The organism is Pseudomonas arvensis (assembly GCF_056688935.1).
Genome location: NZ_CP162038.1, coordinates 4,391,402 through 4,417,143 on the forward strand (window position 1 = coordinate 4,391,402; position 25,742 = coordinate 4,417,143).

The following is a 25,742-nucleotide window of genomic DNA, read 5'->3' on the forward strand; positions in this document are numbered from 1 at the left end:
AACCCCAGCCATCATGCGAGACTGTCCAACCGGGCCTGGAATGCCTGGGTGTTCCTATACTCGGAGTTACCATGACGCTGTCCAGCGGGCTGATCGCCGCCGTTGCCCTGGCCTATATGGCCATTATGTTTGCCATCGCCTTCTACGGTGACCGCCGCCGTGCGCCTTTGCCGCCGCGTGTGCGCGCCTGGGTGTACAGCCTGTCGCTCGCGGTGTATTGCACCAGTTGGACCTTCTTCGGCGCCGTAGGCCAGGCCGCCGAGCAGCTGTGGGCGTTTTTACCGATCTACCTCGGACCGGTGTTGTTGCTGGTGTTGGCACCCTGGGTGCTGCAGAAGATGATTCTGATCAGCAAGCAGGAAAACATCACCTCCATCGCAGACTTTATCGCCGCACGCTACGGCAAGTCCCAGTCCCTGGCCGTGGTGGTCGCGTTGATTTGCCTGGTCGGCGTACTGCCCTACATCGCCCTGCAACTCAAAGGCATCGTGCTGGGGGTGAACCTGCTGATCGGCGCTGGCGCCGACACCACCGGAACGCGGGCCCAGGACACGGCGCTGATCGTGTCGCTGGTGTTGGCGCTGTTCACCATTGTGTTTGGCACGCGCAACCTCGACGCCACAGAGCACCACCGTGGCATGGTGCTGGCGATTGCGTTTGAATCCCTGGTCAAGCTATTCGCGTTTCTCGCAGTGGGCGCGTTTGTGACCTACGGCCTCTATGACGGTTTCGGCGACCTGTTCAGCCAGGCAATGCTCGCGCCACGCCTGGAGGAGTACTGGAAGGAAACCGTCAACTGGCCGTCGATGGTGGTGCAGACCGGCGTGGCGATGATGGCAATCATCTGCTTGCCGCGACAGTTTCATGTGACCGTCGTCGAGAACATCGACCCACAGGATTTGCGCGTCGCCAAATGGGTATTCCCGGCGTATCTGATCCTTGCTGCGCTGTTCGTGATCCCCATCGCCCTCGGCGGCAAAATGCTGCTGCCGGGCTCGGTGTTGCCGGATTCCTATGTGATCAGTCTGCCCATGGCCGAAGCCCATCCGGCGCTGGCGGTGCTGGCATTTATCGGCGGCGCCTCGGCGGCCACCGGCATGGTGATTGTAGCGAGCATTGCCTTGTCGACCATGGTTTCCAACGACATGTTGCTACCGTGGCTGTTGCGCCGCTCCAGCGCCGAGCGGCCGTTCGAGGTGTTCCGCCACTGGATGCTCTCGGTGCGCCGGGTCAGCATTGTGATCATTCTACTGCTGGCTTACGTGAGCTACCGTTTGCTGGGTTCTACGGCGAGCCTGGCGACTATCGGTCAAATCGCGTTTGCCGCCGTGACCCAGCTCGCCCCGGCCATGCTCGGCGCGCTGTATTGGAAACAGGCCAACCGGCGCGGTGTGTTTGCCGGATTGGCGGCGGGCACATTCCTGTGGTTCTACACCTTGGTCCTGCCCGTAACGGCGAAAAGCCTGGGCTGGTCCCTCAGCCTTTTCCCCGGCCTTACGTGGATGCATTCCCACCCACTGGGGTTGTCCGTCACGCCCCTCACCCTGGGCACCGTGTTCTCCCTGGCGGGCAACTTCACCTTGTTTGTGTGGGTGTCGATGCTGTCGCGCACGCGGGTGTCGGAGCACTGGCAAGCCGGGCGTTTTATCGGTCAAGAGATCAGCCAGCGTGCCAACGCCCGTTCGATGCTGTCGGTACAGATCAGCGACCTGCTTAGCCTGGCGGCGCGTTTTGTCGGTGAAGAACGGGCACAGCAAAGTTTTATCCGCTTCGCCTATCGCCAGGGCAAAGGCTTTAACCCCAATCAGAATGCCGATAACGACTGGATCGCCCATACCGAGCGCCTGCTGGCCGGTGTGCTCGGTGCCTCTTCGACTCGCGCGGTAGTAAAAGCTGCGATTGAAGGGCGGGAAATGCAACTGGAGGACGTAGTACGCATCGCCGATGAAGCGTCGGAAGTCCTGCAGTTCAACCGTGCGCTGCTGCAGGGCGCCATCGAGAACATCACCCAGGGCATCAGCGTGGTCGACCAGTCGCTCAAGCTGGTAGCCTGGAACCGGCGCTACCTGGAACTGTTCAACTACCCCGACGGGTTGATCAGCGTGGGCCGGCCTATCGCCGACATCATCCGCTACAACGCCGAGCGCGGCCTGTGTGGCCCCGGCGAGGCTGAAGTGCATGTGGCGCGACGCCTGCACTGGATGCGCCAGGGCCGCGCGCACACCTCCGAGCGCTTGTTCCCGAATGGACGGGTGATCGAGCTGATCGGCAACCCGATGCCCGGCGGTGGGTTTGTCATGAGTTTCACCGACATCACCGCGTTCCGCGAAGCCGAGCAGGCCCTCACTGAAGCCAACGAAGGCCTGGAGCAGCGGGTGACCGAGCGCACCCATGAACTGTCGCAGCTGAATGTGGCGCTCACCGATGCCAAAGGCGTGGCCGAATCCGCCAGCCAGTCGAAGACACGCTTTCTCGCGGCCGTCAGTCATGACCTGATGCAACCCTTGAACGCCGCACGCCTGTTTTCCGCCGCCCTCTCCCACCAGAACGACGGCCTGTCCACTGAAGCCCGGCAACTGGTGCAACACCTGGACAGCTCGCTGCGCTCGGCTGAAGACCTGATCAGCGACCTGCTGGATATCTCGCGCCTGGAAAACGGCAAGATCAACCCACAGCGCCAGCCCTTTGTGCTCAACGAACTCTTCGACACCCTGGGCGCGGAATTCAAGGCGCTGGCCCAGGAGCAGGGTTTGCGTTTCCGCCTGCGCGGCAGTCGCCTGCGGGTCGACAGCGACATCAAGCTGCTGCGACGGATCCTGCAGAATTTCCTGACCAACGCTTTCCGTTATGCCGATGGCCCGGTGCTGCTTGGCGTACGCCGGCGCAAGGGTGGGTTGTGCCTGGAAGTGTGGGACAGAGGCCCCGGCATTCCGCAGGATAAACAGAAGGTGATCTTCGAAGAATTCAAGCGTCTGGACAGCCACCAGACCCGCGCCGAAAAAGGCCTGGGCCTGGGTCTGGCAATCGCCGACGGCCTGTGCCGCGTGCTGGGCCATCGCCTGAGCGTGCGCTCGTGGCCAGGCAAAGGCAGCGTATTCAGCGTGCGCGTGCCGCTGGCGCGCAACCAGGCCAGCCCGCAGCCCAAGCCGACAGCGGAAAACGGCCAACCCTTGAGCGGCGCGCAGGTGCTGTGCGTGGATAATGAAGAGAGCATCCTGATCGGCATGCGCAGCCTGCTGACGCGCTGGGGCTGCGAGGTGTGGACCGCCACCGACCAGGCGCAATGCGCGGCATTGTTGGCTGAAGGGGTGCGGCCGCAACTGGCGCTGGTGGATTACCACCTGGACCATGGCGAGACCGGTACGCAATTGATGGGTTGGCTGCGCGCGCAATTGGCGGAGCCGATTCCCGGCGTGGTCATCAGTGCCGATGGCCGCCCGGAGATGCTGGCCGAGGTGCATGCGGCGGGGTTGGATTACCTCGCCAAGCCGGTGAAGCCTGCGGCGTTACGGGCGTTGTTGAGTCGGCATTTGCCCTTATAGGCTGTGTGTACTCAACCAAAATGTGGGAGGGGGCTTGCTCCTTCCCACACTTCGATCTGCGTTTACTCGGGGACGTGCGCTACTCCATCTGAATCGGTCATCGCCCGCTCCAACAGATCGGCCGGCAGGCTTTTACTCGCGCGAGCGCCGAGCAACCGCAATTGCTCGGTACGACTGACCAGATTTCCGCGCCCATCTGTCAGCTTGTTTCGCGCCGCGCTGTAAGCCTTATCCAACTGCTGCAGACGGTTGCCCACTTCGTCCAGATCCTGAATAAACAGCACAAACTTGTCATACAGCCAACCCGCACGCTCGGCGATTTCACGGGCGTTCTGGCTTTGGCGTTCCTGCTTCCACAAGCTGTCGATCACCCGCAGCGTAGCGAGCAATGTGGTGGGGCTGACGATCACGATATGGCGGTCGAAGGCCTCCTGAAACAGATTCGGCTCGGCCTGCAATGCGGCGGAAAACGCCGCTTCGATCGGCACGAACAGCAACACAAAGTCCAGGCTGTGCAAACCTTCCAGGCGTTTGTAATCCTTGCCGGCCAAGCCTTTGACGTGATTGCGCAGCGACAGTACGTGCTGCTTCAGTGCCGCCTGGCCGATCACTTCATCATCGGCCGCGACGTACTGCTGATAAGCCGTCAGGCTGACCTTGGAGTCCACCACCACCTGCTTGTCGCCGGGCAACATGATCAGCACATCCGGCTGGAAGCGCTCGCCGTCCGGCCCTTTGAGGCTGACCTGGGTCTGGTATTCGCGGCCCTTTTCGAGGCCTGCATGTTCCAACACCCGCTCAAGGATCAGTTCGCCCCAGTTGCCCTGGGTTTTCTGGCCCTTGAGGGCGCGGGTGAGGTTGGTGGCTTCGTCTGACAGGCGCAGGTTCAGTTGCTGTAGGCGCTCAAGCTCCTTCGCCAAGGAAAAACGCTCACGGGCCTCGTTCTGATAGCTCTCTTCCACGCGCTTTTCAAAGGACTGGATGCGCTCTTTCAACGGGTCGAGCAGCTGGCCCAGGCGTTCCTGACTGGTTTCGGCAAAACGCTGTTCACGTTCGTCGAAGATTTTGCCGGCCAACTCGGCGAACTGTGCGCGAAGCTCATCCCGCGAGCCTTGCAGGTCAGTGAGGCGCTGTTGATGGCTGTCCTGCTGCTCGCGCAGTTCAGCGCGCAAGCCGGCCGCCAGGGCGTCGAGGCGGCGCAATTCGGTGTCCTTCGCGCTGCGGTCGAGGTTCCAGGCGTGGGCGGCGTCGCGGGCGTTGTCACGGTCGATCTGCAACAGCTCGACTTCACGGCGCACGGCGGCAAGGTCGGCTTGCTTGGCGGCGTTGGCTTGGCTCAGGTCGCTGATTTCATCGCGACTGGCATCCAGTTGGACGGCGAGCCCCTCCTGCGCCAGTTGCGCGGTGGCCAGGCGCTCTTCGAGCAGTTCCCAGCCGGTGGTGCGCGCGCTCAACCGCCGCTGGATCTGCCAGCACACGGCCAATAAAGGCACTGCAGCGCCAGCAACGCCCAAGGCGATACTGGTCCAGTCAAAAGCCATAGCCATTTCTGCCATCACCGAAAAAGAGCAAGGTTAACCAAGCATAGGGCGCGAAGACAGCTCAGTCTTCGACCTGGCCCAGTTCGCGTTGGGCGCGACGGTCACCGGCACGGGCTGCCAGGCGCAGCAGGTCGTGGCCGATGCGGCGGTCGCGGGCGTTGCCGCACTCACGGCACATCAATTGGCCGAGGCGACTCTGCGCGGCGACCACGCCTTCACGGGCCGGCTGCTTGAGCAAGCGCCCGGCGAAATGTTTGACGTTGTTGCTGTGTCCCAGGCGCGGGCTGTCGAGCAACCACAGGGCGATCTTCAAGGAGAAGCGCTTGGGTGCGGTAACAGTCTGTGGGGTATCGGTAACAGGAGTTGATACTGAGCGAAACTTCATAAAGCACTGTGGGGCAGAACAGAAGGCGCGCCACTCTACTCTTTTTTTCGTACAGGTAAAGCTGAAAAAACCGTGCACGCCCGTTCTAGAGCAAGCGCTCGGGACAATCCACAGAAGCTGTGGATAACTCAGTGGACAACCCACCTTTAACTCGCGCAAAGGCCCATGGAACGGGGCTCGCAGTCAAACTGACGATTTTTTCACCAATAAAAAAAAGCCAGATTTTTCATTGACTTAAATTTCCATTGCAGGCAAATGCCGGCCCGGCGACGCAGTTGACAGCTAGGTTACACACCTCGCAACTAATGTGCACAAGTACCGATCCGATGGTTATATCCCCGGCTTTTTTTGAAGCGACTGACTTCAAAAATGTTACCGCCGCCGCAAAACGGGGACTTTTCAAATCCATACCGGCTCGCCACACTGCCCGACGGGCAACGCAACGCTGGGTAGGTCGATGAAAGGAATTCTGTTATTCGCCGTGTGGTTACTGGCCATCTGCGCCATCTCATTGGGGATCAATGTCGCGCTGCCATCCCCGGATGGGGCGCTGTTTGCCATCGCTATCCTGCTGTCGGCCGCTTTCACGGCCGTAAGCCTGTGCATCGAGTTGGGTGAAGGCCGCATCAACGATATGGCCGATGTGATGAAGGCGGTCGAGACCGGCCAATCACTGCGTCTGACCCTTGCCGCCTATGGGCTGGGCTGCTCGATGGCGGCGGCCGTCACCGTATTGGTCTACCGCAGCCTACTGGGCAGCTGATTGAAGTTTTTTGGCTAACACACTTCCCTTACCTGTTTCAATCCGTTACTATCTGCGGCGTTAGTACCAAGCTGAAAGTCAATTCTGGTCGAACAACTCCCCTGAACAACACGGGATCGACCACCTCGATGGTTTCCAGGTATCACTTGCGACGACACTGCCTTTGAACAAGCAAAGGGTGTTGCGAAGTTTCCATACTCTGACCGAACCAACCTGCAAATTGATCAGGATCTTCACCCTGGGCCCAGAACCTTTGCCCCTGTTGTGTTGCCTGCCCTCCTAAGTACCTACCTGCCAGCCCAAGCGCGCCTAACTTATTAGCGCTTCAAACTGGCTGCTTTGTTCCAGTCGGGTTCTTCGTTTGATCAATGGTGATCAACGTTACTGGAACGTTTTAACGTTGCACGGTTCTTAATCCGTGTCATTTGTAGGAACACCAATAATATGAACGCTCAAATCCATACTCAGGATGCCATTCGCACCCTCACCAATGCTTTTGCTCCAATGAACTGCCTGATCATGGCCGCTCGCAAAGGCTGCTTCAGCTTCACCCTGGTCAACGAACACGGCATCGCTCGTCACAGCGAACGCCTGTACCCCGATCAATACTCCAGCGCAGAACCGCTGCAGGCCGTGATCGAGCGTACCCGTCAGGCACTGGTTGCCTGATCGACCCGAGTCGCTGAAACACAAAAAACCCTGTTTAAAACACAGGGTTTTTTATTGCCCGCGATTTGAGTTTTACGGAGATTCACTAAGTTCAAATCGATATAAACGTTATAACTGGATGAATAAGATGTTTTAAAAACAGTCCTTTACATCACGAATATGACACTACACTTCAACTCAAGCGGCATGATCCGCTTGCGGCGAGCCTGAGATCCGATCCACTGCTGCCAAGCCCCCTCCTTCTCAGGCCTCGCCCACCACTTTCACGGATTGAGGCTTGTATGGGTATCGCTGCCAGTGAATTGTGTCGTTATGTAATCCGGCCAACGTTGATGTACCTCGGCCGGGAAAGTCCTACGGCTGAGTCCCTGCTGCTAGGTATTGCGGCCAGCCAGTCGGAATTGGGTTCAGCCTTGCACGATCGACGCGGCCACGGCCTGTACAGCATCACCGAACCCCGCCATCGCGCCTTGTGGGACACCTATCTGGCGCTCGATCCGGAACGTGCCAGCCTGGTACGCGGTTTGGCCAGCCAACATGCGTTCCTCAGCGCGCCCCAGTTGGAGCTCACCGTCAACCTGCGTTACGCCACGGCAATCGCCTGGCTCCTGGTAGAACAACACAGCCCCGCACTGCCGGCGGCCGGTGATGTTTTAGCCATGGCACGTATCTGGAAAGAAATATTTCATCCGCAAGGAAGGCTGCGCGATTTCACTCAAACCTGGCAAACCTGTGTTTCACCCATGAATCACGCGGTTTGCTGACCGGGCAATTTGCAAGATTCGCCAAAAACGCTGAATTCTGGTCGGATTGTCCTACAAAACCGCTCTATCTCCTACATTACAGCCTATAGCGCGACGTTAATTTTATTGGTACTTTCCGCAGCGGTGATCACCACGGAGTTCTAATAATGAAAAAAGTAATGCTCAAGACCACACTTAGCCTCGCCGTTGCCATGGCATCCTCCCAACTGTTCGCGAGCGGTTTCGCATTGAACGAACAGAGCGTCAGCGGGATGGGTACGGGTTTCGCAGGTCGCTCTTCTTCTGCCGATGATGCAAGCACTGTTTACGGTAACCCTGCCGGTATGTCTCGCCTTAATGGCCAGCAGATCACGGGCGGTGTTGCGGCGATTGATGCATCGACCAATATCAAAGATGCGAATGGCCTTCCAGGCGGCTCCAACAAAGGCGACATGGTTCCGTTCACCGCGGTGCCGTTCGGCTTCTACACCAACAAACTCAACGATCAGTGGGCCATCGGCTTTGGTGTGTATGCACCATTCGGCCTGGTGACCGACTATGAAAACGGCTTCCAGGGCCGTGGTTTCGGCAGCAAGAGCGAAGTGAAGGTCATGACCTTCCAGCCAACTGTCAGCTATGCGTTCAACGACAGGGTATCTATCGGTTTTGGCCCTACCATCAACCGGATTTCCGGTGTGCTGGAGTCGGACAAGACCCTGAGCCTCACGCAGCCCGACACCAACGTCAAAATCAAAGGCGACGACACTGCGATCGGCTTCAACGTAGGTGTTTTGGTCCAGGCCACCGACACCACCCGCGTGGGCCTGACCTACCACTCCAAGGTCAAGTACAAGCTTGAAGGCCACACCGAGGTGTCCGGCCCTCCTTTGACCCAGGGCTTCCTGAGAAACAACCGTTACGACGCCTCGTTGAAAATCGAAACGCCGGAATCATACGATCTGTCGGTCACTCAAGACCTGACCGATGCCTGGAAACTGTACGGCGGTGCGACCTGGACACGCTGGAGCCGTCTGAAAGAGATCACCGTCAACAACGAGGGTGTGACTGCGGCAAACGGTGGTGCCTTGGCCCCAACCCGTATCAGCAGCATCACCGAAGAGCAGAACTGGCACGACACCTGGGCTTACGCCGTGGGTACTTCGTACCAGTTGACCAAGCAGGTTGTACTGCGTACCGGCCTGACCTTCGATCAGTCGCCCACCAATAACAAAGATCGCTCGCCACGTATTCCTACCGGCGACCGTACAATCTTCAGTGTTGGCCTGGGCTACAAAGTGATGGATAACATGACGGTAGACTTGGCTTACTCCTACCTCAAGGAAGAAGACGTCAAGGTCAATAACACGTCTGCGCCGTTCAACTACAGCGCCAAATACGAAAACAGTGCCAACGGTTTCGGCCTGGGCATGACCTACACCTTCTAATTCAGACAGGTGTAAAAAAGCCCCGCTCTCCTGCACAGGAGGCGGGGCTTTTTAGTGACCGACGTTCAGGGCTTGGACGCTATCGCCGCCTCAACGGCCTTGATCAGCTCCGGGCTGTCCGGCTTGGTCAGGCTGGAAAAATCGCCGATCACCTTACCCTGGCGATCCACCACATACTTGTAGAAATTCCACTTCGGCGCATTGCTTTGCTGCGCCAACACCTTGAACAGATTCACCGCGTCCGGCCCCTTGACCTTCTGCGGTTCCGTCATGGTGAAGGTTACCCCGTAGTTCACGTAGCAGACCTTGGCGGTCTCCTCGCCGGTCTTGGCTTCCTGCTTGAAGTCATCGGACGGCACGCCGATCACTTCCAACCCTTGATCCTTGTAGCGCTGATACAAGGCTTCGAGACCTTTGAACTGCGGCGCGAACCCACAGAAACTCGCGGTATTGACGATGACCAGAGGTTTACCGGCAAAACGCTGACACAGGTCGATGGACTCCTTGGCGCGCAGTTTGGGCAATTGGCCTTCAAGCAAAGGCGGGCAATCGGCAGCCAACGCCACACCACCAAAAGCCGCCATCAGCACAGGTACAGCCAGCCAGCGCATCTGCATGTCGAAACGTCCTTTCTAGAGTTCAGGGATCGAACTTAACAGATCGACATACCCAGTTGCATCAATGCCAGCCCACCGCGTTGCCAGCCCCACCATGCCAGTATCAGCAGGATCAGCCCCGCAGTGATCAATAAACCCCGTGCTGTCAGGCTCATGCCGCCTCCATTTGCGCCTGCAAACGCGCCACCGGCCGCTCGCGAACCGGCCAATTGAGGGCGGCTGCGAGCAGGCTCAACACAATGGCACCCTGCCAGATCACATCGTAGTTACCGGTTCGATCATAGACCACCCCGCCCAACCAGCCGCCGAGGAACGAACCGATCTGATGGAACAGGAACACGATCCCACCGAGCATCGAAAGATTTCGCACACCAAACAAGGTGGCTACGGTGCCGTTGGTCAGCGGCACGGTGGACAACCACAATAAGCCCATCGCCATGCCGAACAGATAGGCGCTGATTTGCGTCACCGGCGCCCACAGGAACAGCACAATCACCAACGCGCGCAGCAGGTACAACCCGGTCAGCAAGCGCGGCTTGGACATGCGCCCACCCAACCAACCGGCGGTGTAGGTGCCGACGATATTGAACAGGCCAATCAACGCCAGCACCGTGGTGCCCGTGCTGGCCGGCAAGTGCTGATCGACCAGATAGGCCGGCAGGTGCACACCGATAAACACCACCTGGAAACCACAGACGAAAAAGCCAAAGGCCAGCAACCAGAATCCGGAATGTCCGCAGGCTTCGTGCAAGGCCTCGCGCAGGGTTTGTTGCCCGGCCAGCACCGGCAGCGGCCGGTCCTTGAGCATGCTGACCAGCGGCAGGATCAACGCGACCATCAGGCCCAACGCAAGCAGCGCCGCCGACCAGCCCAGCCAACTGATCAAGCCCAAGGTGCCAGGCACCATCGCGAACTGGCCGAACGAACCGGCGGCACTGGCGATGCCCATGGCCATGCTGCGTTTTTCCGGCGCCACGGCACGCCCGACGACGCCCAGAATCACCGAAAACGAGGTGCCGGACAGACCGATACCAATCAGCAGGCCAGCGCTCAGCGAAAGCGACCACGCGGAATCGGACAAGCCCATCAACACGAGGCCCACGGCGTACAGTACCCCGCCGACAAAGACCACTTTGGTCGCGCCGAAACGGTCGGCCAACGCGCCGGCAAATGGCTGCGCCAGGCCCCAGATCAGGTTTTGCAGCGCGATTGCCAAGGCGAAGGTGCCTCGGCCCCAACCGAATTCGCTGCTCATCGGCGCCAGGAACAGGCCGAACCCGTGTCGAACGCCCAGCGACAACGCCAGGATCAGCGCACTCCCTACAAGGATCCAACCACTGGTGCGCCACATCGAGGTCATTTCTTATTCTCCGCTCGCGGGTATATACCCGCTTGTGTTCGAACAAACTCACCTTCAGGCGAGTTCATCCAGCAAGGCCAACAAGGTTTCGCGTTTATCCGCGCCGAGTTGATCGATCAATTTCTGTTGCGCCGCTTCCCAGGCAGGCAAGGCGGCGGCCAGTCGTTCTGCACCGGCGTCGGTCAGCAACACCAAGCGATTGCGCAGGTCATTGCCCTCGACCAACTGCACCAGCCCTTCGCACTCCAACACCCGCAAATTACGCCCCAAGGTGCTGCGATCCAGGCCCATGGCATCCGCCAGGCTTGAGATGCTCGGCTGATCGAGACGCTGCAAGTTGCACAGTAAAGAATACTGGGCAACGTTGATCCCGAAGCCGTCGAGGGCGCCGTCGTAATGCCTGCTGACGCCACGGGCGGCACGTCGCAGGTTGGTGCATAAACATTGGGAGGCAAGCATGGAACGTGTATATACCCGCGATTATGGAAATGCAAGAAAGTGTTACAGCGCCAGGCCGACCAGTACGACGACTTCCAGCAGCTCCAACAAGGCCCCTGCAGTGTCGCCTGTGGTGCCGCCGAGGCGATTGACCATCAACTGGCGCAGGCCCATGAAGCAGATCGCCGCCAACAGCACCGCAACCCCACCGCTGAAACCTGCGATAAGAATGCAGGCCAGCCCACTGAGGATCAGCACCTGTTGGCCGACAAGCCGAGGTAAGTGATCCGACAATGCCTGACCCAATCCACCTGCACGTACGTAACGTGTGGTCAGAAACAACGCCAGCATCGACGCCCGCCCGATCAGCGGCGCCAGAATCAGTGCAGCGCCGTTGTGCTGTTCGATCAAGGCCACCAGTGCCGTGAACTTGAGCAGCAACACCAAGCCCAGGGTGACCACCGCAATCGGCCCGCTGCGCGGGTCTTTCATGATGGTAAGGGTGCGCTCACGGTCGCCGAAACCACCGAGCCAGGCGTCCGCGCTGTCCGCGAGGCCGTCCAAGTGCAAGCCGCCGCTGAGCAGCACCCAGGCCGTCAGCAGCAGTGCGGCATGCAGCAACAGCGGCGCGCCCGTCAGCACCGTATTCAGCCCCCACAGCAACAGCCCGAACAGCAACCCGACCACCGGATAAAACAGCAACGAGCGCCCCAGCTCCTGAGGTTGCGGCATACCCGGCAACCGAATCGGCAAACTGCTGAGAAATTGCAGCGCGATCCAGAACGGCAGCATCGTCAGATTCCTTCCTTCAACGCGCCATCGGCGCAGACTTGCAAGCTGAACAGCCCGCCATGGCCAACCTCGACACTCAGCAATTGCTCGCGAGGCAAACCTCGGGCCTGGGCCAGCAGCAAACGCATCACCCCGCCATGACTGATCAACAGCACCCGCTCACCGGCATAAGCCTGATGCAAGCGTGAGACGGCGCCTAAAACCCGTTCGGAAAAATCCCTGACCGGCTCGCCTTCGGGTGGTGTGAAGCTGTAGGGGTCGGCCCAGAACAGGCCTAGACCTTCGGCGTCGGTTTCCATCAACGCCGCCGCGCTCTGCCCTTCCCAGGCGCCGAAGTGCAACTCTTGCAGGTCCTTTTCCAGACTTACCGGCACCTTCAGCCGCGCCCCCAACTCATCAGCGAACTGCGCGCAGCGTTGCAGCGGCGAACTGACCAGCCGGTCCCAAGGCGCCTGCGCAACCACAGCGGCGCGCATCTGCTCCCAGCCCCTGGCGGTCAGCGCATCGTCCAGACTACCGCGCAGGCCGCCGCCCAGCTCGGTTTCGCCGTGGCGCAGCAGGTCCAGGTGCAAGGTCATGCCGGACGATCTGCCACGGCCGCCTCGGCAAACGTCGCCATCTGCCCGTGCAGCGCACACGCCAGGCGCAACAACGGCACAGACAATGCGGCGCCGCTGCCTTCGCCCAGCCGCAGGCCCAGTTCCAGCAAAGGCTGTGCATCAAGGCTTTGCAGCACATGACGATGGCCCGGCTCGGCGCCACGATGGCCGAACAGCAGCCAGTCGCGGCAGCCCGGATTAAGGCGCGTAGCCACCAGCGCGGCGACCGTGCAGATAAACCCGTCCACCAACACCACCACGCCTTCCTGGGCACACGCCAGATAAGCCCCTACCAACGCGGCAATCTCAAAGCCGCCCAGGTTGAACAGCGTGTCCAGCGCATCACCGCGCTGCGTGGCATGCAACGCCAATGCACGCTCGATCACGGCAACTTTGTGGCTGACACCTGCGGCGTCAAGCCCGGTACCGGGGCCCGTCAGGTCACTGACCTGGCAGTCGAGCAACGCACACGCCAACGCACTGGCGGCGGTGGTGTTGCCGATGCCCATCTCGCCGCCGATAAACAACTGCGCACCGCTTTCACGGGCGCGCAGCACGCTGTCGCGACCCGCTTGCAGCGCCAGTCGGCCTTGGGCACTGGTCATGGCCGGGCCATTGACGAAGTTGGCAGTGCCCGCGCCGAGATTCAAATGACGCACGCCCGGCAGGCTCAGCGACGGGTTGACCGTACCGAGGTCGACCACTTCCAACTGCGCCTCCAACTGCCGCGCCAAGACACTGATCGCCGCGCCGCCGGCGACAAAGTTATGCAGCATCTGCCCGGTCACTTCCTGGGGAAACGCCGACACACCTTCGGCAACCACACCATGGTCGCCGGCAAAAATGGCAATCCACAGCTGATCAACCGTCGGTTTGACCTGCCCCTGCAAACCGGCCAATTGCACCGCCAGCGCTTCCAACTGGCCTAGGGAACCGGCCGGCTTGGTCAACTGCTGCTGGCGCGCCAGGGCCTGTTCGTACGCCGAGGCGTCAATCGCCTTACAAGGATTGAGCCACCAGGTGTCAGTCATAACGCAGTACCTTTCAAAGTCAGGGGCAGGCCGGCAACGGTCAGGACAACACGCTGACACCGCTCGGCCAAGGCTTGATGCAGCCAACCGGCTTCATCCACATAGCGGCGAGTCAATTCGCCCAGCGGCACGACACCCATTCCGGTCTCGTTGCTGACAAAAATGATTTCCCCCGGCAGCGAAGCCAGGGTTTGCAACAACTCATCACGCTCGAACGCCAGGCGCTCGGCGTCGTCGAGCATCAGCAGATTGGTCAGCCACAGGGTCAGGCAATCCACCAACAGGCAGCGGTCGGCGGCGGCATTCTCACGCAGCACGCGCGCCAGCTCGACGGGCTCTTCGATCAAGCCCCAGTCATCAGGACGACGCTCGCGATGCAAGGCAACGCGGGCATTCATCTCGCCATCAAGCGGTTGGCTGGTGGCGATATAAATAACCGGCAACGCACTATCAACTGCAAGCCTCTCAGCCAGTCGGCTCTTACCCGAGCGAGCACCGCCCAAAATCAGCTGAAGCATGAACCGCCCCCCACTCCACCAGCACCTGATACACCGCTATCGGGGGCAAGCCCCCTCCCACATTTGGACCGTGAGTACACCATTAAACCCCACACAGTTTGCGCAACAAATCGGTGTCCAAGTGGTTCTCCACCAGATCCGCCAGGCGCTCGATATCGCGCTCGCGCAGGGCGTGGTAGTCCACCTCCTGCACATCCGGCAACCCGGCCCAACGCAGCAACGCAATGCAGGCCGCCGGGGTCTCGAACAAGCCGTGCAGATACGTGCCGAGAATCTGCCCGTCAGAACTGAAAGCCCCATCACTGCGCCCATCGTCCAGCCTCACTGCCGCATGAGACAACGCATCGCCCGACGTCACCCCTGCATGAATCTCATACCCACTGACCTCTGCATCCTCCAGCACCAACCGCCCACGCACATTGCGCAACTGCTTCTCCTCTTCCAGGGTCGTGGTGAACGCCAGTAACCCCAGCCCATCACTAGACCCGGCGCCCCCCTCCAACCCCAGCGGGTCATGCACCTGCTCACCCAACATCTGCAACCCGCCGCAAATCCCCAGCACCTTGCCGCCATAGCGCAAGTGCCGCGCCACGGCCGTATCCCAGCCATTGGCACGCAGATACGCCAAGTCACTGCGCACACTTTTCGAGCCCGGCAAGATAATCAGGTCGGCAGCAGGGATCGCCTGACCCGGCCCGACAAACTGCAAATCCACCTGGGGATGCAGGCGCAACGGGTCAAAGTCGGTGTGATTGCTGATGCGCGGCAATACCGGCACCACCACCTTGAGCACCTGCGCCACTTTGTCGATCTGGCGTTGGTCAATACCGTCTTCGGCTTCCAGGTGCAGGTCCATCACGTAAGGCAACACACCCACCACCGGCTTGCCGGTGCGCGCTTCCAGCCAATCAAGGCCCGGTTGCAGCAGCGCGATATCGCCACGAAAGCGGTTGATGATGAAGCCCTTGACCCGCGCCTGTTCACTGGGGGAAAGCAACTCCAGGGTGCCGACCAGATGGGCAAACACACCGCCGCGATTGATGTCGGCGATCAGCAGCACCGGGCAGTCCACCGCTTCGGCGAAGCCCATGTTGGCGATGTCGTTGGCGCGCAGATTGATCTCTGCCGGGGAGCCCGCGCCTTCTACCATCACCACCGGGTAGGCTTGGCTCAAACGTGCGTGGGAGGCGAGCACCGCCTGCATGGCGATGGCTTTGTAGTCGTGATAGGCCACGGCGTTCATGGTGGTCACGGCGCGGCCATGGATGATCACTTGGGAGCCAGTGTCGCTGTTGGGCTTGAGCAGCACCGGGTTCATGTCGGTGTGGGGCGCCAGGTTGGCCGCTTGCGCCTGCACCGCCTGGGCGCGGCCGATCTCGCCGCCTTCGGCCGTCACGGCACTGTTGAGCGCCATGTTCTGGGGTTTGAAGGGCGCCACGGCGATGCCTTGGCGCACCAGCCAGCGGCACAGCGCAGTCACCAGGGTACTTTTACCGGCGTCGGACGTGGTGCCCTGCACCATCAGCGTACTCATGAAGCGTCCTTATAGGCGGCCAGGGCGGCGTCGAGGCGCAACCAATCGGCTTCGGTGTCGGGCAGGCCGAAGCGCAGGCTGCTGTCGTGGACGAACAGCCGCAGCAGGATGCCGCGCTGGGCCATGAATTCGTGCATGCGTTCAGCGTGGGGTGTGATCAGCCATTGGAATAACGCGCAGCCGCCTTGGGGCTGAAAGCTGTGGTGCTCAAGCAGCGTGAACAAACGCTGGCCTGCCTCGACGCAACGCGCCCGCTGGCGTGCATGCCCGGCGGTGTCGCGCAAACACACCTGCCCCAGCACCCGCGTCGGCCCGCTGACGGCCCACGGGCCGACCTGTTCAGCAAGTAACTTGAGCAACTTGCGTTCGGCCAGCACAAAGCCCAGACGCACACCGGCCAGGCCGAAGAACTTGCCGAACGAACGCAACACAATCAGGCCGACCTGATGGGCCTGGCCCGCCAGGCTCAACTCCGGCGTCACGTCCATAAACGCTTCGTCCACCACCAGCCAGCCGCCACGCTGGGCCAGCCGCGTGTGCCAGTCCAGCAGGCGCTGGGGCGTCAGGCTCTGGCCCGTGGGATTGTTGGGGTTGACCACCACCAGAACGTCGAGGCCATCGAGGAAGAAATCGACTTCCTGCTCCTGCACCTCGCGCACCACATACCCGGCGCGGCGCCAGGCTTCGGCATGCTCGGCGTAGCACGGCGACAGCACGCCGACCTTGCCGGACCGGCGCAGGCGCGGCAGCAACTGGATCGCCGCCTGGGAACCGGCCACCGGCAATAAATGCGCGGCACCATAGTATTCGCTGGCGGCCTGCTCCAAGCCGTCGTCCGTCTCTGGCAACCGCGCCCAGGCCCGCAGGGGAATCTCCGGGATCGGCCAGGGCCAGGGCGCGAGGCCGCTGGACAGGTCGAGCCAATCGGCCTCGGGGATCCCGTATTGAATGGACGCCTTGCGCAGTCGGCCACCGTGTTCAAGCATAGAATTGCGCCCCCGCACATAGGATCAGCAGCCATAACCATACGCCGCGCTGCACCAGTTGCCAGCCTCGGTCGATGGAATCGGCATCCGCCGCCGGGCCTTCGCCCAGTTGCGGGCGTTGGTGCACTTCGCCGTGATAGATGGCAGCGCCGCCCAATTCAACACCCAAGGCGCCTGCGCCGGCAGCCATCACTGGCCCGGCGTTGGGGCTGTCCCAGGTCGGACCTTGGGTGCGCCAGCATTTGAGGGCCAGGCGGGTGTTGCCAAGTACGGCGTAGGTCAACGCCACCAAGCGTGCAGGAATGTAGTTGAGCGCGTCGTCGATTTTCGCTGCGGCCCAGCCGAAGCGCTCGAAGCGTTCATTGCGATAGCCCCACATGGCGTCGAGGGTGTTGCTTAGGCGGTAGAGCACCACGCCCGGCACGCCCGCGACGACAAACCAGAAAATCGCGGCGAACACCGCGTCGCTGCCGTTTTCCAGCACCGACTCGGTGGCGGCGCGGGCGACTTCGGTGCGGTCCAACTCGCTGGTCTGGCGGCTCACCAGGTAGCTGACCCGTGTGCGCGCTTCATCCAGGTCATCGCTGCGCAACGCCTGGGCCACCGGGATTACATGTTCGCCGAGGCTGCGCATGCCGAGGGCGCAGTACAGCGCCAGGATCTCCAACACCCAACCGATATAGGGCGCCCACGACAACGCGGTGGCCAGCAGGGTCAACGGCACCACGGCGATAAACCACGCGGTCACGCCGTGGCTGCGCCAGCCACGACCACCACTGTTGAAACGCTGCTCGATGCGCCCGGCGAAATTGCCGAACGCCACCAGCGGATGCCAGCGCCTGGGCTCGCCCAACAACGCATCCAGCGCCACTGCGGCGACACACAGCAAGGCCACACTCATTGACTCACTCCCCACGTATTCTCATACAACATGTCACTCAGCGGACGCGGTTCGGTCCAGCCTTCGAGCTGCAACATCGGTGCCGGATAGAACTCGGCGACCGGCCCCAGGCACAACACGGCCAGGGGTTTGGCGCCGGGCGGCAGGCCCAGCAGATCGGCCAGGGCCTGGGGTTCGAACAACGACACCCAGCCCATGCCCAGGCCTTCCACACGGGCCGCCAGCCACAGGTTCTGGATCGCACAGGACAGCGAAGCCATGTCCATTTCCGGTAAGGTGCGCCGGCCGAAGATATGGCGCTCGCGATCATCCATCAACGCCGCCACCAGTACTTCGGCACAGTCATTGATGCCCTCGACCTTGAGTTTCATAAACTCGTCGGAGCGCTCGCCGAGGGCCTCGGCGGTGCGCACACGTTCTTCTTCGACCAGTTGCTGGATCTCCCCGCGCAGGTGACGGTTGCTGATGCGGATAAAACGCCACGGCTGCATCAGGCCCACACTCGGGGCCTGGTGCGCGGCCTGGAGCAGGCGGTGGAGCAATTCTGGGGCGACCGTGCCGCCGCTGAAATGGCGCATGTCGCGACGCTCGGCGATGGCGCGGTAGACGGCCTGGCGGTCGGACTCGGGGAAGGCGTTGTCGGTCATGGCTTCATCGGGGGCAAATCGAATCGTCGCACCGCCCCTCCCACATTTCGGATGCCTTCCCCTGCGAGAGGTGAAAACAATGCGGCCACCGCAAGCGGGTTCGACGGAAAGTAAAAGTGCACGTAGGAAGCCGTCATGCGCCCTTGCCGGTAAACCGCTTCGGCGCCGCGCCCTCCATTGGGGCTCAGGCCGCGAGCAATCGGTTCCCACGCGGTCGTGGTCAACGAATGGTGATAGGTATGCCCGCGCAATGTGCCTTCCGGCAAGTCGACACTTTGCAGGGCCAGTGCCGCCAATTTTTTCTGCATCACCGCATCACCCTGCAACAAGCCAAGCAGTTCGGCGCGGTGGCCATCGACGTCGGTGAGCGAGTCCAGCAGGTAGAGCATGCCGCCGCACTCAGCAAGCAACGGCTTGCCCGCCGCGTGGTGCGCGCGAATGGCGTCGAGCATCGGGGTATTTTCAGACAGCGCCTGGTGGTGCAACTCCGGGTAACCGCCGGGCAGATAGAGACTGTCGGCGTCAGGCAACGCGTGGTCATGGATCGGCGAGAAAAACGTCAGTTCAGCGCCCATCGCCCGCAACAGGTCGAGGCTGGCGCCGTAGGTAAAGGCGAAGGCTTCGTCGCGGGCCACGGCAATGCGGACACCGGCCAACAGCGGCTCGGCGGCGATCACTTCAGGCGCGGCGAAGGTTACGGGTGGCGGCAAGGCGACTTCGCAACTGCTGCCCAAGGCTTGGGCGGCGGCATCCAGGCGTGCATCGAGGTCATTCAGTTCGCTGGCTTGCACCAGACCCAGATGACGGCTCGGCAGTTCGATTCCGGTCTCGCGGGACAGTGCGCCATACCAGCGCAGGCCTTCGGTGAGACTGCCTTCAAGCAACTGCGCATGGCGCAACGTGCCGACGCGGTTGGCCAGCACGCCGGCGAATGGCAGATCCGGCTGGTAGCGCGCCAAGCCCAGTGCCAGGGCGCCAAAGGTCTGGGCCATGGCGGTGCCATCAATCACGCCCAGCACCGGCACGCCGAAGTGGCGCGCCAGATCGGCGCTGGAGGGCGTGCCGTCGAACAGGCCCATCACGCCTTCGATCAGGATCAGGTCGGCCTCCCCCGCTGCTTCCCACAGCAGGCGGCGACTTTCCTGTTCACCCACCATCCACATGTCCAATTGATACACCGGTGCACCGCTGGCGCGCTCGTGGATCATCGGATCGAGGAAGTCCGGGCCGCATTTGAACACACGCACCTTGCGCCCCAGGTTGCGGTGCAAACGCGCCAGCGCGGCGGTGACGGTGGTTTTGCCCTGGCCGGACGCCGGTGCGGCGATCAATACGGCTGGGCAATGACGGGGCTGATTCAAAGTTCGACGCCCTTCTGTGCCTTGATACCGGCCTGGAATGCGTGCTTGAGCATGCCCATTTCGGTGACGGTGTCGCCCATCTCGATCAGTTCCGGCTTGGCGCCACGGCCGGTGACCACCACGTGTTGCATCGGCGGGCGGGCTTGCAGGTCGCTGAGCACTTGGTCCAGGTCGAGGTAGCCGTGCTTGAGGGCGATGTTCAGTTCGTCCAGCACCACCAGGCCGATGGCTGGGTCTTGCAGCAGCTCGCGGGACACCGCCCAGGCAGCTTCGGCGGCGGCGATATCGCGCTGGCGGTCCTGGGTTTCCCAGGTAAAACCTTCGCCCATGACATGGAAGCGCACTTGCTCGGGGAAGCGGCGGAAGAACAACTCCTCACCTGTGCTGTTGCGCCCCTTGATGAACTGCACCACGCCGCACTGCATGCCATGGCCCATGGCGCGGGCGAGCATGCCAAACGCCGAGCTGCTCTTGCCTTTGCCGTTGCCGGTAAGTACCAGCAGCAAGCCGCATTCGTTGGGGGAATTGGCAATGCGCTCGTCGATCACGGCTTTTTTGCGCAGCATGCGCGCCAGGTGGCGTTCGTCGCGGTCGGGGGTATCGGTCATGGCAGCTCTCCGTTGGGGCTGGACAAAAACGGCGGGCAGGAAAAAGAAAAAACAGACAGCCAAGCATCGCCCACCGTGATGCTGTTGGATGATCCAGGCCGGTCTCCGGGCTCATGAGTGGCGCTGCTCTTTATAGAGAGCACACAGGCCAACGCTGCGCCTTCCCATATCGCGAGCGATACAGTGGCAAAAGCAGCGTCTTGACTCATTTACCGTTGCGGGGGCAGCGCCGGAATTGCGGCGGCGCTGTGTACAAGCGCGCTCACTCACCGGCTTCCCTGTTTCACTCCGTCGACCCATGGGTCACAGAGCACCTGGAACAAGCGGCGAAGGTTAGTGGGTTGAGGGGCTAGCTGCAAGCTTCAAGCTTGCAGCTGCTTTTAAGGATTGCGCGCCAGATTCCCCGGCAACACACGCTTGGCGCTCAGGTAGGCATTCTGCCAATACGCTTTGGACAAGGTATCCAGCTTCACCGTACCGCCGGTTTGCGGCGCATGGACAAAACGGCCTTCGCCCACGTAGATCCCGGCATGACTGACCTGCGAACCACCGCCGGTGGCGAAGAACAGCAGGTCGCCGGTTTGCAGGTTCTGCTCGCTCACGTCCTGGGCGCGCATCACGATCAGTTCGCGGGTGGTGCGCGGCAGGGAGATCCCGGCGGCGTCGCGAAACACAAAGCCGATCAGGCCGCTGCAATCAAAGCCCGAGTCCGGCGTGTTGCCGCCCCAGCGATAAGGCGTGCCGACCAGGCCCAGCGCACGGAAGAGCACGTCTTCGGCAGCAGGTGAGAAATTCTGGGTGGAGTAGTTGAACACCGGCTTGGGCTTGACCGCGACAGGAGCGGGCGGTGGACGGCTGGCGCAAGCGCTGAGCAGCGCGGCGCACACGAGGAGAACAAGGCGGGCTGACGTCGACATGTGCAAAACAATCCTGGTCTGGATGCGGCTTTCGCTGCCGAACGCTGAAAACCAGAACGCGCAAGCAAGGCTCGCGCGAACGGATTACAACAATGTCCAGGGATTCTAGCGCTTACACGTCAAACTTCAAGTATCACTTTAAGTTTACTTGCTAGCGGTAACTGTCGTCGGGGCCATGGCGAGTGCACGCTTGGCTTCGATGAAGGTTTTGCTCCAGTAGCTGTCGCCCAGGCTGTCGACTCGAACACCGCCACTGCGACGGCTGCTGGAGTGGATGAACTGGTTATCGCCCAGGTAGATACCGGCGTGGCTGACACGACCACGGCCTGCAGTACTGAAGAAAAGCAGATCACCGGGCTTGAGGTTGTTGCGCGCGACCAACGGTGCTTTCACGTTGATCATTTCGCGAGTGGAGCGTGGCAGGTTCATGCCAGCCTCTTCACGAAACAGATAGCCGATGAAACCGCTGCAATCGAAACCGGCTTCAGAGGTACCGCCGAAACGGTAACGGGTACCGATCAGGGACATGCCACGTTCGAGGATGCTGTCGGCCAGAACTGGAAGCTGATAAGGCTTGTTGCCGGAGAAGTCGGCCAGTTCTTTCTCGGTTGCCTGCTCTTCTTTATAAAGAGCTTCCTGATAGACAGTGGAAGACTGCGCTGCAACGAATTTTGCCTGGGCATGTTGTTGAGGCTTTTGCTGCTCAACCACCTGTTGAGGGTGGGAGGCGCAACCAAACAACAGGGTAACGAGTGCGAGAGGCACGAGGGGTGCGAAGCGATTTAGCATGGGCACGACCGTGGCTGATGTGTAAAGAAGCCGAGACTATGCCCTCTATCACATCGATTTGCAAATTCAATCGTGATCTATGTGACTTCTTGTTTGGACTATGACATCTAAGCCCTTAACACCCTATAGACGCCTTTCGCGTGGCCAAACCGGCCCAAACGCGGGTTTTCTGACGCCTGGAATTTGCCAAAACCCTTGAAAACAAAGGGCTGGCTACCAGCCTAGGGTTTCTTTGAGGAACGGGATGGTCAGCTTGCGCTGGGCCTGCAAGGAGGCCTGATCGAGCTGTTCGAGCAAATCGAACAGCGCACTCATGCTGCGAGTGCCGCGGGTGAGGATAAAGTGCCCGACTTCGTCGGTGAGGTGCAGGCCGCGACGGGAGGCACGCAATTGCAGGGCACGCAATTTATCTTCGTCGGACAGCGGGCGCATCTGGAAGATCAGCGCCAGGGTCAGGCGCGACTTGAGGTCAGCCAGCTTGACGGGCAACTCGCGCGGCGAGGTGGAGGCAGCGATCAACAAACGCCGACCGCTGTCACGCAAGCGGTTGAACAGATGAAACAGCGCCTCTTCCCAATCGGCCTTGCCGGCAATCGCCTGAAGGTCATCCAGGCACACCAGTTCGTATTGCTCAAGGTTATCGAAGATGCCGATGCCGCGATCCATCAACTCAGCCAAGGGCAGGTACACCGCCGGCTCGCCGATCTGCTCGAAGCGCAGGCAAGCGGCCTGCAACAGGTGGGTACGCCCCACGCCGTGCTTGCCCCACAGATAGATCAGGCTTTCAGTCCACCCGGCGTCGGCTTCGCAGAGCCGCTCGACATAGCCGAGTGCAGCGGCATTGGCGCCTGGGTAGTAATTGATAAAGGTGGCGTCATCACGCAGACGCACACCTAAGGGCAGCTGAATCGGTTTCATGCTGACTGAACGGCTCCCATCGAACCGCTAGTGGCCTCTGTGTAAAGTTTGCAAAGTTTATACCCGTGACGCCGGGTGCACAATGCAGCAGACCACAAGCAAAATCAAAGGTTTGCGTTAACTTGCCGGTTTTACGCGGATTGTTTGACGCCACCACCCCATAAACAACAAACCCGGCCGGAGCCGGGTTTGTGACGCAGCGGTTACAGGTCGGGGTCTTCGACGCCCGTGTACACATCCGAATCCTTGTACAGATCGTGCATATGGCGCACCAGCACCATGATCACCGCGGCCACCGGCAATGCCAGCAAGATACCAGTAAAGCCAAACAGCTCGCCGCCCGCCAGGATCGCAAAGATCACCGCAACCGGGTGCAGCCCGATCCGATCCCCCACCAGCAACGGCGTCAGCACCATGCCTTCAAGGGCCTGGCCGACCATGAACACCGCAACAATCCCGAGCATCGGGTACAGGTCGCCGCCAAATTGGAACAGACCAGCTACCAGCGCCGCACCGATACCAATCACAAAGCCCATATAAGGAACAATGGCGGCAAGACCTGCGATCAAGCCAATCAACAGGCCCAGCTCCAGGCCGATGGCCATCAGGCCGGCGGCGTAGATAACCCCCAGGGCCAACATCACCAACAACTGGCCACGCACGAATGCACCCAGCACTTCATGGCATTCACCGGCCAGGGACACGATGCGCTCCTCACGATCACGCGGCAGCAGGCTACGAATCTTGGCCATCATGATGTCCCAGTCGCGCAGCAGGTAGAACGCAACCACCGGAATCAGCACCAGGTTGGTCAACCAGCCGATCAATGCCAGGCTCGACGCCGTGGCCTGACTGAGGATCACACCGACGATATCGGTGGTTTGCCCCATATGCTCGCTGATCGCCGCCTTGACCTTGTCGAACTTCCAGAAACCGTCCGACAGCCCCAACTTGGCCTGGGCCCACGGCATTGCCGTGTGCTGCAACCAGTCGAGCATCTGCGGCGCCAGCTCATAGAGGCGAAACAGTTGTTTGGCCAGCATCGGCACCAGCACCAGCACCAGCGCGGTGATGATCAAGGTGAACAGCGCAAACACTGCCACTACGCCCAAGGTCCGCGACAGGCCGGCTTTTTCCAGGCGATCCACCACCGGATCGAACAGATAGGCCAGCAACAACGCAACCAGGAACGGCGTCAGGATCGAATGCAGCAAGAACACAAAAACGCACAGCAGGACGATCCCGCCAAGCCACACCCAACGACGCGTATCCGCCATAAACCACTCCATTGCTTCTATATAAGGAAGAACTGTTACCAACGAAAACGCAGTTGTGCCTGAGGCTCAGGGGCGCCAGCCGGTTGCGCGCCTTCAACGACCGGCTGCGCGGCCTGCGCCTCACCCGCAGGAATCTCCTGCAACTTGGCCAGGCTCAACTGGGTACGCAACTGATCGGCGCTGCCATTGACCCGGTACACAATGCGGTTGCCATCCACCCACTGCGGCTGGCCACCAAACGGCTCCAGCAGATGACCCAGTGCGGCATAACGCTCCAGGGTCATCCCCTGCACCTCCAGCAATTGTTCGGTGCTCACGCCCGGCTTGACCGCAAAACGCGGTGCCAGTTTTTGACTGACCGCCAGCATCACGGCATCGGCGACCGCGCCGGTGTCGGCGCCCTGCACAGTGCCCTGATCGCTCTTCTCACCCAGCCAGAGACGCCATTTGGCCTGCCATTGATTGCCTTCCTGACGTGCGTGCACGGCGAGCAAGGCATCAGCGCCATAGCGCTCGGACGCGGCGCGCAACGGCGTGGCGTCAGCGCTCTCCAGGTTCGGCGCCGTGGCGACGACCTGTTCATCCAGATCCCCCAACGGCAGACGCAACGGCAAGCCACGGTGTTGCGCGGCACGCCGCAGCGCCTGGGCAACGGTCTGGCCATCCCCCACCAGACTGCTGCCTTCGGTGGAGTCGTTCAGCCACCAGCCGAGGATCGACGGCCGATTGCTACCCCAAATCGACAGGCCCGCATCACGCAGCGCACGGTCAGTAGTAACGGGGTCGAAGTCCACTTGCAGGCTCTCGGGCGGGCCGGCGTCGTAGCCGTACTGGGTGATGATTTGCTGCGGATCCTTGCGAATCGCCGCCAGGCCTGCGCCATCGGCGGCCTTGGCGTCGCCGGTCAGGCGGATCACCAGGGTCTGCACAGCGCGCTGGGTCGCCTGATCGCGCTCTTGGGGCGATTGGCTGGTGACGGGTTCAAGTACTTGATACAGGCCATTGAGGGTTTCGGCATGGCTCGCCAGGCTGACCAACGACAAGCAGCCCACAAAGAAGAATTTACACAGACGCATGGAAGATTCCCGAACGACAAATTTAGCGGCTGGAACAGACCGCGTGAACTCGGTTTGCCATGGCTGTGACCACGGCGACCGGCAAAACATTCACAGGGTCCTGGTAAGTTTTCATGCTGTCATAACGATAGCGGCTTCAAGGCTATACCTTAATACGCGCCACGGCTGAGGCGATTAGCATTTTTTTAACCTATATGGCCCTGCCCGTCGGCCCGAGGATGGCCGCTGCCCCTCAAGCCTGATAAAATCGCGCGCCTTCGCAGACCGTCCCCGGCCGGGCCTTTT

At 61.0% G+C, this 25,742-nt stretch carries 25 protein-coding genes and 1 riboswitch; of the genes, 5 read left to right on the forward strand and 20 right to left on the reverse strand.

Annotated elements, in window-relative coordinates:
* Window positions 1–71 precede the first annotated feature (71 nt).
* Entirely contained in the window at window positions 72–3,542 is a 3,471-nt protein-coding gene (locus AB3G88_RS19730; protein WP_099584093.1) for a hybrid sensor histidine kinase/response regulator, read from the forward strand.
* A gap of 62 nt (window positions 3,543–3,604) precedes the next feature.
* On the opposite strand, the gene AB3G88_RS19735 is transcribed toward AB3G88_RS19730, so the two are convergent.
* Window positions 3,605–5,083 carry a DNA recombination protein RmuC gene (locus AB3G88_RS19735; protein ID WP_480454457.1) on the reverse strand — a complete coding sequence of 493 codons (1,479 nt, stop codon included), beginning with the start codon at window positions 5,081–5,083 and terminating at the stop codon, window positions 3,605–3,607.
* A 61-nt stretch (window positions 5,084–5,144) separates the two neighbouring features.
* Window positions 5,145–5,468, reverse strand: a complete 324-nt coding sequence (locus AB3G88_RS19740; protein WP_191946587.1) for an SEL1-like repeat protein — start codon at window positions 5,466–5,468, stop codon at window positions 5,145–5,147.
* A 457-nt stretch (window positions 5,469–5,925) separates the two neighbouring features.
* Here AB3G88_RS19740 and AB3G88_RS19745 point away from each other — a divergent pair, with 457 nt between their 5' ends.
* From AB3G88_RS19745 to AB3G88_RS19760, 4 genes are all read left to right on the forward strand, one after another.
* The gene (locus AB3G88_RS19745) at window positions 5,926–6,231 is read left to right on the forward strand and encodes a hypothetical protein (protein ID WP_099584090.1); all 306 of its coding nucleotides are present in this window, start codon (window positions 5,926–5,928) and stop codon (window positions 6,229–6,231) included.
* A gap of 444 nt (window positions 6,232–6,675) precedes the next feature.
* Window positions 6,676–6,900, forward strand: coding sequence for a hypothetical protein (locus tag AB3G88_RS19750; protein WP_003175353.1), 225 nt, complete (start codon window positions 6,676–6,678; stop codon window positions 6,898–6,900).
* A 281-nt stretch (window positions 6,901–7,181) separates the two neighbouring features.
* Entirely contained in the window at window positions 7,182–7,664 is a 483-nt protein-coding gene (locus tag AB3G88_RS19755; protein ID WP_099584089.1) for a hypothetical protein, read from the forward strand.
* Window positions 7,665–7,810: 146 nt separating this feature from the next.
* Window positions 7,811–9,088 carry an OmpP1/FadL family transporter gene (locus tag AB3G88_RS19760; protein WP_112196383.1) on the forward strand — a complete coding sequence of 426 codons (1,278 nt, stop codon included), beginning with the start codon at window positions 7,811–7,813 and terminating at the stop codon, window positions 9,086–9,088.
* A gap of 65 nt (window positions 9,089–9,153) precedes the next feature.
* Here AB3G88_RS19760 and AB3G88_RS19765 read toward each other — a convergent pair whose 3' ends face one another.
* The 18 genes from AB3G88_RS19765 to AB3G88_RS19850 all read right to left on the reverse strand — a co-directional run bounded on the left by AB3G88_RS19765 (window position 9,154) and on the right by AB3G88_RS19850 (window position 25,457).
* Window positions 9,154–9,705, reverse strand: a complete 552-nt coding sequence (locus AB3G88_RS19765) for a glutathione peroxidase (RefSeq protein WP_099584087.1) — start codon at window positions 9,703–9,705, stop codon at window positions 9,154–9,156.
* A gap of 151 nt (window positions 9,706–9,856) precedes the next feature.
* Window positions 9,857–11,056 (reverse strand): MFS transporter, encoded by a 1,200-nt coding sequence (locus AB3G88_RS19770; protein WP_160385062.1) that lies wholly within the window; start codon window positions 11,054–11,056, stop codon window positions 9,857–9,859.
* A gap of 63 nt (window positions 11,057–11,119) precedes the next feature.
* Window positions 11,120–11,524: a MarR family winged helix-turn-helix transcriptional regulator gene (locus AB3G88_RS19775; protein ID WP_099584085.1), complete on the reverse strand. Its 405-nt coding sequence runs from the start codon at window positions 11,522–11,524 to the stop codon at window positions 11,120–11,122.
* Between the two features lie 42 nt (window positions 11,525–11,566).
* Window positions 11,567–12,295: an adenosylcobinamide-GDP ribazoletransferase gene (locus tag AB3G88_RS19780; RefSeq protein WP_112196384.1), complete on the reverse strand. Its 729-nt coding sequence runs from the start codon at window positions 12,293–12,295 to the stop codon at window positions 11,567–11,569.
* A gap of 2 nt (window positions 12,296–12,297) precedes the next feature.
* A complete protein-coding gene (gene cobC, locus AB3G88_RS19785) occupies window positions 12,298–12,873 on the reverse strand; it encodes an alpha-ribazole phosphatase family protein (protein WP_480451279.1) in 576 nt (191 codons plus the stop codon).
* The gene (gene cobT, locus AB3G88_RS19790; RefSeq protein WP_480451281.1) at window positions 12,870–13,925 is read right to left on the reverse strand and encodes a nicotinate-nucleotide--dimethylbenzimidazole phosphoribosyltransferase; all 1,056 of its coding nucleotides are present in this window, start codon (window positions 13,923–13,925) and stop codon (window positions 12,870–12,872) included. The genes cobC and cobT overlap by 4 nt, the downstream gene beginning before the upstream one ends.
* A complete protein-coding gene (cobU, locus tag AB3G88_RS19795; RefSeq protein ID WP_112196387.1) occupies window positions 13,922–14,443 on the reverse strand; it encodes a bifunctional adenosylcobinamide kinase/adenosylcobinamide-phosphate guanylyltransferase in 522 nt (173 codons plus the stop codon). The genes cobT and cobU overlap by 4 nt, the downstream gene beginning before the upstream one ends.
* 82 nt (window positions 14,444–14,525) lie before the next feature.
* On the reverse strand, window positions 14,526–15,977 hold the full coding sequence (locus AB3G88_RS19800; RefSeq protein WP_480451283.1) for a cobyric acid synthase: 1,452 nt from the start codon (window positions 15,975–15,977) through the stop codon (window positions 14,526–14,528).
* Entirely contained in the window at window positions 15,974–16,963 is a 990-nt protein-coding gene (gene cobD, locus AB3G88_RS19805; RefSeq protein ID WP_112196388.1) for a threonine-phosphate decarboxylase CobD, read from the reverse strand. The genes AB3G88_RS19800 and cobD overlap by 4 nt, the downstream gene beginning before the upstream one ends.
* On the reverse strand, window positions 16,956–17,864 hold the full coding sequence (cbiB, locus tag AB3G88_RS19810) for an adenosylcobinamide-phosphate synthase CbiB (RefSeq protein WP_099584078.1): 909 nt from the start codon (window positions 17,862–17,864) through the stop codon (window positions 16,956–16,958). Before cbiB ends, cobD begins: the two co-directional genes overlap by 8 nt.
* On the reverse strand, window positions 17,861–18,511 hold the full coding sequence (gene bluB / locus AB3G88_RS19815; protein WP_480451286.1) for a 5,6-dimethylbenzimidazole synthase: 651 nt from the start codon (window positions 18,509–18,511) through the stop codon (window positions 17,861–17,863). The genes cbiB and bluB overlap by 4 nt, the downstream gene beginning before the upstream one ends.
* Window positions 18,508–19,872, reverse strand: coding sequence for a cobyrinic acid a,c-diamide synthase CobB (locus AB3G88_RS19820; protein WP_480451288.1), 1,365 nt, complete (start codon window positions 19,870–19,872; stop codon window positions 18,508–18,510). Before AB3G88_RS19820 ends, bluB begins: the two co-directional genes overlap by 4 nt.
* Entirely contained in the window at window positions 19,869–20,480 is a 612-nt protein-coding gene (gene cobO / locus AB3G88_RS19825; protein ID WP_101272377.1) for a cob(I)yrinic acid a,c-diamide adenosyltransferase, read from the reverse strand. Before cobO ends, AB3G88_RS19820 begins: the two co-directional genes overlap by 4 nt.
* A 79-nt stretch (window positions 20,481–20,559) precedes the next feature.
* A riboswitch (cobalamin riboswitch) is annotated at window positions 20,560–20,813 on the reverse strand.
* A gap of 47 nt (window positions 20,814–20,860) precedes the next feature.
* Window positions 20,861–21,397 carry a C40 family peptidase gene (locus AB3G88_RS19830; RefSeq protein ID WP_112196391.1) on the reverse strand — a complete coding sequence of 179 codons (537 nt, stop codon included), beginning with the start codon at window positions 21,395–21,397 and terminating at the stop codon, window positions 20,861–20,863.
* A gap of 144 nt (window positions 21,398–21,541) precedes the next feature.
* A complete protein-coding gene (locus AB3G88_RS19835) occupies window positions 21,542–22,186 on the reverse strand; it encodes a C40 family peptidase (protein WP_099584073.1) in 645 nt (214 codons plus the stop codon).
* A 213-nt stretch (window positions 22,187–22,399) separates the two neighbouring features.
* On the reverse strand, window positions 22,400–23,104 hold the full coding sequence (gene hda, locus AB3G88_RS19840) for a DnaA regulatory inactivator Hda (protein ID WP_099584072.1): 705 nt from the start codon (window positions 23,102–23,104) through the stop codon (window positions 22,400–22,402).
* Window positions 23,105–23,307: 203 nt separating this feature from the next.
* The gene (locus AB3G88_RS19845) at window positions 23,308–24,381 is read right to left on the reverse strand and encodes an AI-2E family transporter (RefSeq protein WP_032887781.1); all 1,074 of its coding nucleotides are present in this window, start codon (window positions 24,379–24,381) and stop codon (window positions 23,308–23,310) included.
* A gap of 35 nt (window positions 24,382–24,416) precedes the next feature.
* Window positions 24,417–25,457, reverse strand: coding sequence for a DUF2066 domain-containing protein (locus AB3G88_RS19850; RefSeq protein WP_099584071.1), 1,041 nt, complete (start codon window positions 25,455–25,457; stop codon window positions 24,417–24,419).
* Window positions 25,458–25,742: the final 285 nt, after the last annotated feature.

Excerpts from the sequence above, each read along its gene's own strand:
- AB3G88_RS19730 (WP_099584093.1), top strand. The coding sequence starts at position 72 with ATGACGCTGTCCAGCGGGCTGATCGCCGCCGTTGCCCTGGCCTATATG.
- AB3G88_RS19735 (WP_480454457.1), bottom strand. The coding sequence starts at position 5,083 with ATGGCTTTTGACTGGACCAGTATCGCCTTGGGCGTTGCTGGCGCTGCA.
- AB3G88_RS19740 (WP_191946587.1), bottom strand. The coding sequence starts at position 5,468 with ATGAAGTTTCGCTCAGTATCAACTCCTGTTACCGATACCCCACAGACT.
- AB3G88_RS19745 (WP_099584090.1), top strand. The coding sequence starts at position 5,926 with ATGAAAGGAATTCTGTTATTCGCCGTGTGGTTACTGGCCATCTGCGCC.
- AB3G88_RS19750 (WP_003175353.1), top strand. The coding sequence starts at position 6,676 with ATGAACGCTCAAATCCATACTCAGGATGCCATTCGCACCCTCACCAAT.
- AB3G88_RS19755 (WP_099584089.1), top strand. The coding sequence starts at position 7,182 with ATGGGTATCGCTGCCAGTGAATTGTGTCGTTATGTAATCCGGCCAACG.
- AB3G88_RS19760 (WP_112196383.1), top strand. The coding sequence starts at position 7,811 with ATGAAAAAAGTAATGCTCAAGACCACACTTAGCCTCGCCGTTGCCATG.
- AB3G88_RS19765 (WP_099584087.1), bottom strand. The coding sequence starts at position 9,705 with ATGCAGATGCGCTGGCTGGCTGTACCTGTGCTGATGGCGGCTTTTGGT.
- AB3G88_RS19770 (WP_160385062.1), bottom strand. The coding sequence starts at position 11,056 with ATGTGGCGCACCAGTGGTTGGATCCTTGTAGGGAGTGCGCTGATCCTG.
- AB3G88_RS19775 (WP_099584085.1), bottom strand. The coding sequence starts at position 11,524 with ATGCTTGCCTCCCAATGTTTATGCACCAACCTGCGACGTGCCGCCCGT.
- AB3G88_RS19780 (WP_112196384.1), bottom strand. The coding sequence starts at position 12,295 with ATGCTGCCGTTCTGGATCGCGCTGCAATTTCTCAGCAGTTTGCCGATT.
- cobC (WP_480451279.1), bottom strand. The coding sequence starts at position 12,873 with ATGACCTTGCACCTGGACCTGCTGCGCCACGGCGAAACCGAGCTGGGC.
- cobT (WP_480451281.1), bottom strand. The coding sequence starts at position 13,925 with ATGACTGACACCTGGTGGCTCAATCCTTGTAAGGCGATTGACGCCTCG.
- cobU (WP_112196387.1), bottom strand. The coding sequence starts at position 14,443 with ATGCTTCAGCTGATTTTGGGCGGTGCTCGCTCGGGTAAGAGCCGACTG.
- AB3G88_RS19800 (WP_480451283.1), bottom strand. The coding sequence starts at position 15,977 with ATGAGTACGCTGATGGTGCAGGGCACCACGTCCGACGCCGGTAAAAGT.
- cobD (WP_112196388.1), bottom strand. The coding sequence starts at position 16,963 with ATGCTTGAACACGGTGGCCGACTGCGCAAGGCGTCCATTCAATACGGG.
- cbiB (WP_099584078.1), bottom strand. The coding sequence starts at position 17,864 with ATGAGTGTGGCCTTGCTGTGTGTCGCCGCAGTGGCGCTGGATGCGTTG.
- bluB (WP_480451286.1), bottom strand. The coding sequence starts at position 18,511 with ATGACCGACAACGCCTTCCCCGAGTCCGACCGCCAGGCCGTCTACCGC.
- cobO (WP_101272377.1), bottom strand. The coding sequence starts at position 20,480 with ATGACCGATACCCCCGACCGCGACGAACGCCACCTGGCGCGCATGCTG.
- AB3G88_RS19830 (WP_112196391.1), bottom strand. The coding sequence starts at position 21,397 with ATGTCGACGTCAGCCCGCCTTGTTCTCCTCGTGTGCGCCGCGCTGCTC.
- AB3G88_RS19835 (WP_099584073.1), bottom strand. The coding sequence starts at position 22,186 with ATGCTAAATCGCTTCGCACCCCTCGTGCCTCTCGCACTCGTTACCCTG.
- hda (WP_099584072.1), bottom strand. The coding sequence starts at position 23,104 with ATGAAACCGATTCAGCTGCCCTTAGGTGTGCGTCTGCGTGATGACGCC.
- AB3G88_RS19845 (WP_032887781.1), bottom strand. The coding sequence starts at position 24,381 with ATGGCGGATACGCGTCGTTGGGTGTGGCTTGGCGGGATCGTCCTGCTG.
- AB3G88_RS19850 (WP_099584071.1), bottom strand. The coding sequence starts at position 25,457 with ATGCGTCTGTGTAAATTCTTCTTTGTGGGCTGCTTGTCGTTGGTCAGC.